This is a genomic window from Pseudomonas sp. ICBG1301 (genome assembly GCF_016918385.1).
Classification (GTDB): Bacteria; Pseudomonadota; Gammaproteobacteria; order Pseudomonadales; family Pseudomonadaceae; genus Aquipseudomonas; species Aquipseudomonas palleroniana.
The window spans coordinates 1-12,945 of sequence record NZ_JAEKGB010000004.1; the positions used below are offsets into that span (position 1 = coordinate 1).

The 12,945-nt window shown below is 58.3% G+C and carries 12 protein-coding genes; 10 read left to right on the plus strand and 2 right to left on the minus strand.

All coding sequences use genetic code 11. The features are described from left to right. Window positions 1-363: 363 nt before the first annotated feature. Window positions 364-1,584 (minus strand): CaiB/BaiF CoA transferase family protein, encoded by a 1,221-nt coding sequence (locus tag JBE38_RS10060; RefSeq protein ID WP_205344235.1) that lies wholly within the window; start codon window positions 1,582-1,584, stop codon window positions 364-366. A 13-nt stretch (window positions 1,585-1,597) separates the two neighbouring features. Continuing rightward, window positions 1,598-2,779 (minus strand): acyl-CoA dehydrogenase, encoded by a 1,182-nt coding sequence (locus JBE38_RS10065; RefSeq protein WP_090367687.1) that lies wholly within the window; start codon window positions 2,777-2,779, stop codon window positions 1,598-1,600. Window positions 2,780-2,937: 158 nt separating this feature from the next. On the opposite strand from JBE38_RS10065, the gene JBE38_RS10070 reads away from it, so the two are divergent. From JBE38_RS10070 to JBE38_RS10115, 10 genes are all read left to right on the plus strand, one after another. Continuing rightward, complete coding sequence (locus tag JBE38_RS10070) at window positions 2,938-3,837, plus strand: LysR family transcriptional regulator (RefSeq protein WP_060756463.1); 900 nt, start codon at window positions 2,938-2,940, stop codon at window positions 3,835-3,837. Between the two features lie 453 nt (window positions 3,838-4,290). After that, entirely contained in the window at window positions 4,291-5,412 is a 1,122-nt protein-coding gene (locus tag JBE38_RS10075) for a Re/Si-specific NAD(P)(+) transhydrogenase subunit alpha (RefSeq protein ID WP_060756464.1), read from the plus strand. Window positions 5,413-5,427: 15 nt separating this feature from the next. Then, window positions 5,428-5,748, plus strand: a complete 321-nt coding sequence (locus JBE38_RS10080) for an NAD(P) transhydrogenase subunit alpha (RefSeq protein ID WP_025854291.1) — start codon at window positions 5,428-5,430, stop codon at window positions 5,746-5,748. Continuing rightward, window positions 5,748-7,184, plus strand: coding sequence for an NAD(P)(+) transhydrogenase (Re/Si-specific) subunit beta (locus JBE38_RS10085; RefSeq protein WP_060756465.1), 1,437 nt, complete (start codon window positions 5,748-5,750; stop codon window positions 7,182-7,184). Before JBE38_RS10080 ends, JBE38_RS10085 begins: the two co-directional genes overlap by 1 nt. A gap of 180 nt (window positions 7,185-7,364) precedes the next feature. Beyond that, window positions 7,365-8,858, plus strand: a complete 1,494-nt coding sequence (locus tag JBE38_RS10090; protein ID WP_060756466.1) for an acetyl-CoA hydrolase/transferase family protein — start codon at window positions 7,365-7,367, stop codon at window positions 8,856-8,858. 318 nt (window positions 8,859-9,176) lie between these two features. Then, entirely contained in the window at window positions 9,177-9,392 is a 216-nt protein-coding gene (locus tag JBE38_RS10095) for a DUF1127 domain-containing protein (protein WP_003170833.1), read from the plus strand. Between the two features lie 329 nt (window positions 9,393-9,721). Then, window positions 9,722-10,042 carry a DUF2388 domain-containing protein gene (locus JBE38_RS10100; RefSeq protein WP_060756467.1) on the plus strand — a complete coding sequence of 107 codons (321 nt, stop codon included), beginning with the start codon at window positions 9,722-9,724 and terminating at the stop codon, window positions 10,040-10,042. A gap of 105 nt (window positions 10,043-10,147) precedes the next feature. After that, the gene (locus JBE38_RS10105) at window positions 10,148-10,456 is read left to right on the plus strand and encodes a DUF2388 domain-containing protein (RefSeq protein WP_081087082.1); all 309 of its coding nucleotides are present in this window, start codon (window positions 10,148-10,150) and stop codon (window positions 10,454-10,456) included. Window positions 10,457-10,482: 26 nt separating this feature from the next. Continuing rightward, a complete protein-coding gene (locus tag JBE38_RS10110) occupies window positions 10,483-10,803 on the plus strand; it encodes a DUF2388 domain-containing protein (RefSeq protein WP_060756468.1) in 321 nt (106 codons plus the stop codon). Then, on the plus strand, window positions 10,800-12,761 hold the full coding sequence (locus JBE38_RS10115) for a DUF7844 domain-containing protein (protein ID WP_205344236.1): 1,962 nt from the start codon (window positions 10,800-10,802) through the stop codon (window positions 12,759-12,761). The genes JBE38_RS10110 and JBE38_RS10115 overlap by 4 nt, the downstream gene beginning before the upstream one ends. Window positions 12,762-12,945 lie beyond the last annotated feature (184 nt).

Consider the following 12,945-nt stretch of genomic DNA (forward strand, 5'->3'; position numbering starts at 1 on the left):
AACTTCAACCACTTGCGCTTCCGATCTCTCGTTAGCGGGAGGCGAATTCTACAGCGTTACACGCTGCTGTCAACACCTCTTTTTCTCCGCTTTCGACCGAGAAGATCGAACCGTTGATAGAGCCAAACAACACCGCCCTACCAACTCCTTCTGGGCTTCGATGAACTGAAGCCATTCGCTGCCTAAATCTTCGTAACCTCTTGTTTACCAAGGAGTTTTAAGTTTCGACTGCACCGGAAGTGGGGCGAATTATAGACAGATATAATTCGCCGTCAACCATTAATTCTTCTTTCCTATCAAACAGTTGCCTTTGTTCAAAAAACAACCAAGCCGCTCCAGCGCCTTCTATATAGAAGACCGCTTTCAGATTACTCCTGCCTCTCTTAAAGCAGCGACACTGGCCGGCATCAATCCCAGAACGTCTTGCAGCACCTTGACGGTATGCTCACCTAATAGAGGAGGCGCACTCCGATACTCCACTGGAGTCTTGGACAACCTGATCGGGCTGGCAACCTGAGGTACCACCCCCGCCAAGCCATGGGGTAGCGTCATCGCCAAGCCACGCGCCCTGACCTGAGGGTCGGCGAACACCTGTGCCAAATCATTGATCGGCCCACACGGCACGCCCACTTGCTCCAACTGTGACACCCACTCAGCCGTCGTCTTGAAGACCGTAGCCTGGCGAATTAACGGAATCAGCTCCGCACGGTTGGCCACTCGCGCCTTATTGGTTGCAAAGCGCGGGTCATCTGCCCACATCGGCCGGCCGGCCACTTCAGCGAACTTACGAAATTGACCGTCGTTACCCACCGTCAATATGAAGTCACCATCAGCCGTGGGGAAATCCTGATAGGGCACGATATTCGGATGCGCATTACCAAGACGCTTTGGCGGCACTCCCGTCGTCAGGTAATTCATGGCTTGGTTAGCCAGGCATGCCACCTGCACATCCAACAGAGCCATATCGATATGCTGGCCGCCACCGTCATGATCCCGATGAGCCAGCGCGGCGAGGATCGCTACGGTCGAGTAAAGCCCCGTCAGGATGTCGGTCAAAGCCACGCCAACCTTCACCGGCCCAGCCCCATCATCACCCTCGGGTCGACCGGTCAGACTCATGAGTCCGCCCAGCCCCTGAATCATAAAGTCGTAACCGGGACGCGTCGCGTAAGGCCCCGTCTGACCGAAGCCCGTTATCGAGCAATAGATCAGCTCCGGATTGAGCTCCTTGAGCGACTCATAATCCAGCCCATAGGTTGCCAGCCCACCTACCTTGAAGTTTTCGATCAGTATGTCGGACTTGGCCGCCAGGTCGCGTACCAGTTTCTGCCCCTCTGGCCGCGTGAAATCGATGGTCACCGACTCCTTGTTACGATTCGCCGACAGATAATACGCCGCCTCGCTGGTGCTCTCGCCATCAGCATCCTTGAGGAACGGCGGACCCCATGCTCGCGTATCGTCGCCCACACCTGGCCGCTCGACCTTGATGACTTCCGCCCCAAGGTCCGCGAGAATCTGCCCGGACCATGGCCCCGCCAACACTCGCGATAAATCCAGCACCCTCAGGTGCGAAAGCGCGCCCATGCCGTGCTCCTATTTAGTAGAAGGCCTGAAGACCGGTTTGTGCACGCCCCAGGATCAGGGCATGCACGTCATGAGTACCTTCGTAGGTATTCACCACCTCCAGGTTGACCAAGTGACGTGCGACGCCGAACTCATCGGAGATACCGTTCCCCCCCAGCATGTCCCGCGCCATACGCGCGATATCCAGGGACTTGCCACACGAGTTTCGCTTCATGATCGAGGTAATCTCAACCGCGGCCGTACCCTCATCCTTCATACGCCCCAGACGCAGGCAGCCTTGCAGAGCAAGAGTGATCTCGGTTTGCATGTCGGCCAGCTTCTTCTGGATCAGCTGGGTCGCCGCCAAAGGACGGCCGAACTGCTGACGATCGAGGGTGTATTGACGGGCGGTATGCCAGCAAAACTCAGCCGCACCCAGCGCCCCCCAGGAAATACCGTAACGCGCAGAGTTGAGGCAGGTGAACGGCCCTTTCAAACCTCGCACATCCGGGAAGATATTCTCTTGCGGCACAAACACGTTATCCATGACGATCTCGCCAGTGATGGAAGCACGCAACCCAACCTTGCCATGAATCGCCGGAGCGCTCAGACCTTTCCAGCCTTTCTCCAAGACAAAACCACGGATATCGCCGGCATCGTCCTTGCCCCACACCACAAACACATCGGCGATGGGACTATTGGTGATCCACATTTTGGCGCCCGTCAGGCTGTAGCCACCCTCCACCTTGCGCGCGCGGGTAATCATTGCGCCCGGGTCAGACCCATGATTGGGTTCGGTCAGACCAAAACAGCCAATCCATTCGCCAGAGGCCAATTTCGGCAGGTACTTCTGCTTCTGTGCCTCAGTACCAAATTCATTGATCGGCACCATGACCAGTGACGACTGCACACTCATCATCGAACGATAGCCGGAATCTACGCGCTCCACTTCACGCGCAATCAGCCCATAGCTGACGTAGTTCAAACCACTGCCACCGTACTGTTCGGGAATCATCGCCCCCAGCAGGCCGGTTTCCCCCATTTCGCGGAAGATCGCAGGGTCGGTTTTTTCATGGCGGAAAGCTTCGAGGACACGCGGCGCCAGCTTGTCCTGGGCAAATTGCTCAGCACTGTCACGCACCATGCGCTCTTCTTCGGTGAGCTGTTGATCCAACAACAGCGGATCGATCCAGTTGAAGCTTGCCTTGCCAGCCATGAATAAGTCCTCGCGCAAAGAATCAGAAGTCGTGGATGGAGCCTAGGCCGAGCAAACGCAGAGGGCAAACGAGGTTTCCTCATAGGGTTGTGCTAATTTCTCACTTCGAAATCGCCAAGAACCACACACACGCGCTTTAGTAAGTGAGTACACCGTACATGCGCAGAAAAATCCCCAGTACCACCGCCCTCGTCAGTTTCGAAGCGGCGGCCCGCCACGAGAGCTTTACCAAGGCGGCGCATGAGCTTTCCATTACCCAGGGCGCCATCTGTCGACAGATCGCCAGTCTTGAAGAGTTTTTAAGTGTCGAGCTGTTTCGGCGCTCGCGGCGCGGGGTAAAGCTGACGGAAGCAGGGCTGTCCTATAGCCGTCGCGTCGCCATGCAATTGGATGCCGTGGAACGCGACACCTTGTCGGTCATGGGGCAGCAGGGCACTAATGTCATCGAACTGGCCGTAGTCCCTACTTTCGGCACTCAATGGCTGATCCCACGGCTCAAGGATTTTCAACGCCAGCACCCGGAAGTCACGGTCAACCTGACCAACCGCACGCGCCCCTTTCTGTTCGCCGACACCGAGTTCGATGCCGCAATCTACTTTGGCGATGCCGACTGGTCCGGCACCGAATCCCATCGACTGATGGGTGAAAACCCGGTTCCCGTGTGCAGCCCGCGCTTACTGGGTACCCACACTCACTTCAGCCCTCAGCAGATCGCAGAACTGCCGCTGCTGCAGCAAACCACTCGACCCTATGCCTGGCGCCAATGGTTCAACGCGCAACACTTGAACATACCCCGCGACATGACAGGCCCCCGTTACGAGCTATTCTCGATGTTGTCCCAGGCAGCCATGCATGACATGGGCATCGCCCTGATTCCACCCTTTCTCATCCAACGCGAGCTGGATGAGAGGCAGTTGGTGATTGCCAACGCCAAGGCACTGAGCAGCTCGAAGGCTTACTACCTGATGATTCCCGAGCGAAAAGTCGAATCAGCGTCATTGCACGCATTCAGGGATTGGCTGATCGATCAATCACAACGCTACATCCCAAGCATTTAAAGGGGAAATCCCGGATTATTGACCGTGTAGTCAAAAAAATTTCAATCCTACAGATATACGTATATGTCGCATTTAAGCAGACTGTACTGATTGATAAAAAATGAGGCCAAAAGCCACAATCTACATGGCCTGTAGCGACTTAAAACGGCCAATACGCGACCATTCACAGCAACGATGCAAAAAAACCAAAAAAACACCTGAATACCTTTAAACACCTGTATTTAAAGAGGTTATTCCAGGGCATTGCGACAATCAGTCACAGGGTGACTTGTAGTTAATTTTTCGTCACCCGTCATAATCTCTTGAAGGCCGTAAAGTTCGCCTGCAAAATGCCGCGCCCCGCTGTCATTTCAGCGGGATCGTGCTGATCGGCCGCCCCAGATGCGCCACTCGCGGTGCACTGGCCTTTTTACAAAAAGATCAAAAGCAAAAAGATCATGCAGGAGATTTGACGTGCACATTGGTGTTCCTCTCGAAACCCAGACCGGTGAAACGCGGGTGGCTGCCACCCCGGAAACCATCAAGAAGCTGATCGGCCAGGGCCATAAGGTCACTGTGCAAAGCGGAGCGGGCGTCAAAGCCAGCATCGTCGACAGTGCCTATGAAACGGCAGGCGCAACCATTGGCAGTGCCAACGATGCATTGGGTGCCGAGCTAATTCTCAAGGTGGTTGCCCCCAGCGACAGCGAACTGGCGCTGATCAAAAGCGGTACCGTATTGGTGGGCATGCTCAATCCGTTCAGCAACGAAACCATCGCCAAGCTGGCCGAGCACGGCATCACTGCATTCGCACTCGAAGCCGCTCCACGCACGTCGCGGGCCCAGAGCCTGGATGTACTTTCCTCCCAGGCCAACATTGCCGGCTATAAAGCCGTGTTGCTCGCCGCTCACCACTACCCACGCTTCATGCCGATGCTGATGACCGCCGCAGGCACCGTTAAGGCTGCCCGTGTACTGATCCTGGGTGCCGGGGTTGCCGGTCTCCAGGCTATCGCGACAGCGAAACGTCTGGGTGCAGTGATCGAAGCTTCCGACGTGCGCCCGGCCGTCAAAGAGCAGATCGAATCCCTCGGCGCCAAGTTCGTCGACGTTCCGTACGAAACCGATGAAGAGCGCGAATGCGCCGTCGGTGTCGGTGGTTACGCACGCCCGATGCCGAGCAGCTGGATGCAGCGCCAGGCCCTGGCGGTGCACGAACGCGCCAAGCAGGCTGACATCATCATCACCACCGCGTTGATTCCAGGCCGCAAGGCACCGACTCTGCTGAGCGCGGAAACAGTTGCACAAATGAAGCCGGGGTCAGTGGTCATCGACCTCGCGGCCGCCCAAGGCGGCAACTGCCCGCTGACCGTGGCTGACCAGGTGGTGGTGGAAAACGGCGTCATCATTTGCGGCCCAACCAACCTGGCCGGTGCCGTCGCCGCGGACGCGTCTGCCTTGTATGCGCGCAACCTGCTGGACTTCCTGAAGCTGGTCTTCACCAAGGAAGGGCAGTTTGAAATCAACCTCGAAGACGACATCGTCGCCGCGTGCCTGATGTGCCGCGACGGCCAAGTCATCCGCAAAAACGCCTAAGCAGGGATTCAGACGATGGAAGAGCTTATCTCCCCCGGTATCTACAACCTGATCATCTTTGTGCTGGCCATTTATGTCGGTTATCACGTGGTCTGGAACGTTACCCCCGCACTGCACACGCCTTTGATGGCCGTGACCAACGCTATTTCCGCAATTGTCATCGTCGGCGCCATGCTGGCCGCGGCACTCACCGTGACGCCACTGGGCAAGACCATGGGCACCTTGGCTGTCGCCCTGGCGGCGGTCAACGTATTCGGCGGCTTCCTGGTCACTCGCAGGATGCTGGAGATGTTCAAGAAGAAAGCGCCCAAAGTTAAAGAAGAGGTGCAGAAGTAATGAGTATGAACCTGGTAACGACGCTCTACCTGATCGCGTCGATCTGCTTCATCCAGGCCCTCAAAGGCCTGTCGCACCCTACCACTTCGCGACGCGGCAACCTGTTCGGCATGCTCGGCATGGCGCTGGCTGTACTCACCACCGTAGGCCTCATCTATAAGCTCGGCGCGGAGCTGGCCACCGCCGGTATCGGCTACGTGATTGTCGGCCTGCTGATCGGCGGCACCGCCGGCTCGATCATGGCCAAGCGCGTAGAAATGACCAAGATGCCGGAGCTGGTAGCCTTCATGCACAGCATGATCGGCCTGGCAGCCGTGTTCATCGCGATTGCCGCCGTGGTCGAGCCGCAATCCCTGGGTATCGTCAAACACCTGGGCGACTCGATCCCTGCCGGCAACCGCCTGGAGCTGTTCCTCGGTGCCGCCATCGGTGCGATTACCTTCTCAGGCTCAGTGATCGCGTTCGGCAAACTGTCGGGCAAGTACAAGTTCCGCCTGTTCCAGGGCGCACCCGTACAGTTCGGCGGCCAGCACAAGCTGAACTTGGTGCTCGGCCTCGCAACATTGGGCCTGGGCCTGGCGTTCATGTTCACGGGCAACCTCACAGCGTTCGCGCTGATGCTGGCCCTGGCCTTCGTGCTCGGCGTGCTGATCATCATCCCGATTGGCGGCGCCGACATGCCCGTCGTCGTATCGATGCTCAACAGCTACTCCGGCTGGGCAGCGGCGGGTATCGGCTTCTCGCTGAACAACTCGATGCTGATCATCGCCGGCTCCCTGGTAGGCTCCAGCGGCGCGATCCTCTCGTACATCATGTGCAAGGCAATGAACCGCTCCTTCTTTAATGTATTGCTGGGGGGTTTCGGCAATACCTCGGACGCCGGCGCGGCGACCGGTTCCAAGGAAGCGCGCCCAGTGAAGTCGGGCTCGGCCGACGACGCGACGTTCCTGCTGACCAACGCCGACACCGTGATCATCGTGCCGGGCTATGGCCTCGCGGTGGCTCGGGCGCAACACGCGCTCAAGGAGCTGACCGAGAAGCTGACCCACCACGGCGTCACCGTGAAGTACGCGATCCACCCGGTGGCCGGTCGGATGCCAGGGCACATGAACGTGCTGCTCGCCGAGGCCGAAGTGCCTTACGACCAAGTGTTCGAGATGGAAGACATCAACTCTGAATTCGGCCAGGCCGATGTGGTGCTGGTGTTGGGCGCCAACGACGTGGTCAACCCAGCCGCCAAGAACGACCCGAACTCACCGATCGCCGGCATGCCGATCCTCGAAGCGTTCAAGGCCAAGACGATCATCGTCAACAAACGTTCGATGGCCAGCGGTTATGCCGGCCTGGATAACGAGTTGTTCTACCTGGACAAGACCATGATGGTCTTCGGCGACGCCAAGAAGGTCATCGAAGATATGGTCAAGGCCGTCGAATAACACTGCGCCAGCGCAATACCCAGAACCCTGGCCTCCGGTAGGCTGGGGTTTTTTATTGGCCTGATGAAACCCGACCAAAGGCTCTAAATCGCTGCCCGGCATTCGACCATGGTAGCGGGCCGAATTTTTTTGAAATCACTAAACTGCGCACCTTGCTTCCGTAGCCTGAGATAACCATTCATGTACCGTGATCGTATCCGCTTGCCTTCGCTGTTGAATAAGGTCATGAGCCCGGCCGACGCCGCCGCACTGATCGAGGACGGCATGACCGTCGGCATGAGCGGCTTCACCCGTGCCGGTGAAGCCAAGGCCGTTCCGCATGCACTGGCGGAACGCGCCAAGACCTCTCCACTGAAAATCACCCTGATGACCGGCGCCAGCCTGGGCAACGACCTGGACAAACAGCTGACCGAAGCCGGCGTGCTGTCCCGCCGCATGCCATTCCAGGTCGACAGCACCCTACGCAAGGCGATTAACGCCGGCGAAGTGATGTTTATCGACCAGCATTTGTCGGAAACGGTCGAGCAACTGCGCAACAACCAACTCAAGTTGCCGGACATCGCGGTGATCGAAGCCGTGGCGATTACCGAACAAGGGCACATCGTACCGACCACCTCCGTGGGCAACTCAGCCAGCTTTGCGATATTCGCCAAGCAGGTCATCGTCGAGATCAACCTGGCGCACAACCCGAACCTGGAAGGGCTGCACGACATCTATATCCCGACTTACCGGCCGACGCGCACACCGATTCCGCTGGTCAAAGTCGACGACCGCATCGGCAGCACTGCAATTCCGATCCCACCGGAGAAAATCGTCGCCATTGTGATCACCAACCAGGCCGACTCAGCCTCAACCGTGACGCCGCCCGACAGCGACACGCAGGGCATCGCCAATCACCTGATCAACTTCCTCAAGCAAGAAGTGGACGCTGGGCGCATGACCAACAAACTGGGTCCGCTGCAGGCCGGTATCGGCAATATCGCCAACGCAGTGATGTGCGGCCTGATCGAATCGCCGTTCGAAGAACTGACCATGTACTCGGAAGTGTTGCAGGATTCGACGTTCGACCTGATCGACGCCGGCAAGCTGAGTTTTGCATCCGGCAGCTCGATCACGCTGTCGGAACGGCGCAATGCCGATGTATTCGGCAACCTGGAACACTATAAAGACAAGCTGGTACTGCGCCCGCAGGAGATCTCCAACCATCCGGAAGTGGTGCGTCGCCTGGGCATTATCGGTATCAATACCGCGCTGGAATTCGACATCTACGGCAACGTCAACTCCACCCACGTCTGCGGTACGCGGATGATGAACGGCATTGGCGGCTCCGGGGACTTCGCCCGCAACGCACACCTGGCGATCTTTGTGACCAAGTCGATAGCCAAGGGCGGCGCGATTTCCAGCGTGGTACCGATGGTCAGCCATGTGGACCACACCGAACATGATGTCGACATCCTGGTAACCGAAGTCGGCCTGGCCGACCTGCGCGGCCTCGCGCCGCGGGAACGGGCCCGCGTGATCATCGACAATTGCGTGCACCCGGCCTACCGCGATGCGCTCAACCGCTACTTCGACGCGGCCTGTGCAATCGGTGGGCATACCCCGCACATCCTGCGCGAAGCACTGAGTTGGCACATCAACTTGGAAGAAACCGGGCATATGCTCAAGGCTTGATTGGTACAGATCCGGGCTGATGCAAACACAGTTTCATCAGCTCGGCAGGTCAAACCACACATCCGTAAAAAACTGTACTGCTGTACCGGTCTTTTCCTACCGAATTATCCTACTCCCTTCACCGAAAATGCCTATTTCGCACTGTTTCAGTGCAGACAGGTACAGTTGCCCCATTTCCGTACAGTACAGCACCTATAAACAGTTAACTGGCCTCTCACAATACAGGTGAACTGTATCTAGAGAGTCTTGCGCGAGAGGAGGATCATTGGCATCAGTTAAACCACTACCTAATCCCGCCACAAGCGGAAGGATGTCATCATGGAACGTACACTCAGTTCCGAACTGTTCTTCGAAGAAAAAGCTGTAAACTCCCAGGCTTCCCTGCCTTTGCGCGTTCTCGCCAACCTGATGTTGTGGCAGCGCCGCATCTCCAGCCGCCACCAACTGGCTCGCCTGGATTCGCGTCTGCTGGCTGACGCCGGTATCAGCGAAGCTCAACGCTACGAAGAGCTGAGCAAGCCGTTCTGGCGCTAATTGGCGCTCGCTGGCCCTGACCCGCCGGGTCCACCGCCAGCACCCTGATTTGTCAAAGCAAAGCCCGCCCCGGGAAACCGGAGGCGGGCTTTGCTGTTTATGGGCGCCGAATCAGCGGCCTGGTTTACGTGGACTAGTACAGTTTTATAAATCCCAAAAAACACCAGTACAATTAAATTGCAGGCTTCCGAACGGACAGATGACGGCTTAATATCCACCACCACGTGGCGAACTTTGTAGAACAGACGTCTGATGCCCAATAGCACCCATGTCCGTTTCACAGTGGCCGCTCTGCGCCGCATTATTTGTCTATCTACAGGAGTTAACCCATGTCCCGTCTCCGCCTGCTGAGTGCTGCTGCCCTGTTGGCCATCACTGCCAACGCCAACGCGAGCAGCCTCATCGTGACCACTGACTCGATCGTCGGTGCGCTCAAAGCCACTTCCGATGCCAGCTCCGATGCAACCTCCTCCTTGCGTGACCACAAGGTGGTACAAGCCGCCCGTGACGACGCCGCCAGCTTCGTCGCCAGCGAAGGCGCCATCCGTGGCGTGAAACTGGAAAGCGCCCTGGCTCACATCCGCCAACAAGCGCCACAGTTGAATACCGCGACTGATGCGCAGTTGGCCCAGGCAATCCTGGCAATCTGATCGCAGATGAAATTCCGGGAGCGCCGCCGCTCCCGGACGCATCGCCGCTGGCTCTCGCCCGGGCATTGCGCTAGCCTTGGCGCTCGCTTTCAGTTGTCGAGACCCATGGCATTTTCATACCGCCTGTTGTTTGTTCCTGTATTGATTTGCGCCTGCTGGTCACCACTGGCATCAGCCTTTGATGTGTCCACCCAGAGCACCGTCATCAGTGCCTATGCCACCAGCAAGGTGACATCAGCGCCCTTTGACAGAAAAAGAATACTGGCCGCCCGGGATGACGCTGCCGCGTATATAGCCACAGACGGCCAATGGCGGGGCGCCCGACTGGAATCCGCACTGGATTACCTGCGCCGTACCCAGCCAAAACTTAACGCCAGCGACCTTGAACTGGCGCAAGCAATTCTCGTCCAATAGTCATCTTTGTATTCTGGAGTTAGTCCATGCGTAGCCCGCTGATCGCCGCCGCTCTCGGCCTGCTGTTGTTGGCCGATGTCGCCCACGCGCAAACCCTGAAAGCCACCAGTAACATCATCGTACGTGCTTCGGCCCGCACGATTGATTTCACTTCGGACACCACCACCTCCATCCGCGATTCCAAAATCGTGCGTGAAGCCCACGATGACGCAGCCAGTTTCGTCGCCTCCAATGGCGAGATCCGCGGCGCCCAACTGGAAGCTGCTTTCGACACCCTGCGAACTCGCGTACCTGAAGCCCGCGATGCCAGTGACCAGACTCTCGCTGAAGCCATCCTCGCACTGTGAGGCGCGTCGCCGCCTGGCTACTGGCCTGGGCTGTGCTGTTGTGTGCAGGTACCGCCCAGGCCAGCCTGCAACTGAGGCTCATAACCGAGGGTTTGAGCCCGGCCGAACAGCAGGCCAGCCAGGCGTTGCTCGATGAAGCGATGCGCTCCTTGCCGCCGCGCTTTATCGAGCAGTTGGACCGGCGCATCGATGTCGGCTGGACCGACAAGATGCCGAAAAACGCCTACGGCCAGGCTTCTCTGGTGTCCGAGTTGGACCTCAACCGGAACCTGCTCGCCAGCCTGACCGATGGCAGCGCCGCCACCCAGAAAACCAATCGCCCCCACGGCACCGTGCGCCGGGAAATGCTCGCCACTGTGCTGCATGAACTGACCCATATCTACGACCGTGCACGCCTGTGGTCCAAAGACGACCGCGCTCTGATCAATCGCTGCAGCCGCCAGAACAACATCACCGGCCTGATCGGCCTGCCCGATCAATGCCGGGGTCAGAATGACCGCCGCTTTACCCTCAGCGACGACCCCCGCCTGCTCGACCTTGCCGGCTGGCCGCAATACGTCGGCCGTCGCGGTGAGCGTGAGCAACACAACCATCAAGTTGCGCGCAGCCCGGATCTCTACGAAACCACCAGCCCACTGGAGTTCGTAGCGGTCAACATGGAGTATTTTCTCCTCGACCCCAGCTACGCCTGCCGCCGCCCTGCGCTGTTCCGCTACTACAAGGAACACTTCGGCTGGGCACCACCTGAGCAGGACACCTGCGCCAAGACCTACGCGTTCCTGAACGCCGGCAACGACTTTGCCAAGACGCCGCTGGGTCAGGTCGACCCCGAGCGCGTCTACGAAATCGACTACCTGTTGGCCGAAGCCAACCAGAACCTGGTGAGCCGCTGGGGCCACAGCATGTTGCGCCTGGTGATCTGCGCACCGGGCCGCCCGCGCGGCCCGGACTGTCGCATGGACCTCGACCAGCACCTGGTGCTGTCGTACCGCGCTTTCGTGGGTGACGTGCAACTGTCGAGCTGGGATGGCCTGGTCGGCAAATACCCGTCGCGATTGTTCGTACTGCCGCTGGCCCAAGTGATTGATGAGTACACCAAGACGGAACTGCGCGGCCTGGCCTCGGTGCCACTGAAGCTCAACCGCCAGGAGATCACCGACACCGTCGAGCACGCCGCCGAAATGCACTGGAGCTACGACGGCAACTACTTCTTCATTTCCAACAACTGCGCGGTGGAAAGCCTGAAACTGTTGCGCAGCGGCAGCGCCAATCCACAACTGACCGGCCTGGATAACATCACCCCCAACGGCTTGCTGGAAGTACTCAGCGCCCGCGGCCTGGCCGACACCAGCGTACTTGACGACAAGCGCGAGGCATTGCGCCTGGGCTATCACTTCGACTCGTTCCGCGAACGCTATCAGGCGATGTTTGATGTGCTGCGCAAACGCCTGCCAATCCAGCAGACCCAGGTTGAAGATTGGCTGTCCCTGAGTGCGGCCGAGCGACGACAGTGGTTCAGCCAGGCCGACTTACGCACCAGCGCTGCCCTGCTACTGCTGGAACAAGCCAGCTATCGCAGGCAACTGATGCTGGCCCAGGACGAAGTCAAGCAACGCTACCTCAGCGCCCGCGAGCTGAAAAACGGTGGCATGGAACAAGCCAACAACACCCTGCAGCAAATCCTCGCCAACAGTGGCTTCCTCAGCCGTCCGGCTGAACTGCTGGGCAGCGGTGGCTACGGCTTGCCGCAACCGTCGGAGTCCAAACGCCTGGAATCGGAAAGCGCCGAGCGCCAAAAGCAATTGCAGTCGTTGACCGGCGATCTGGATAAAGAGGTCAGGGCGCTGCTGGACCCTTCCCGTGCCGACGAGATTGCCGCCTGCGAAGCCAACCTCAAGCAAATGGGCGAGCATCTGCGCCAACTGCACAAGGCCGCCGGCGGCCTCGAACTGCCCTGAAAAATCACTGCCAAACACCGTCCAAATGTGGGATCTACATAAATTCATAGACCGCGTATCTGCCCACCACCACCTGTTTACTCAGCGAAAGCTGGTTGAAAGGTTTCAAGTCTAGGATCGCCCCACTGTCGGCAACAGACCGACTGTTAACAACAACAATGGTGATTCCCGATGTCCGTCCGTA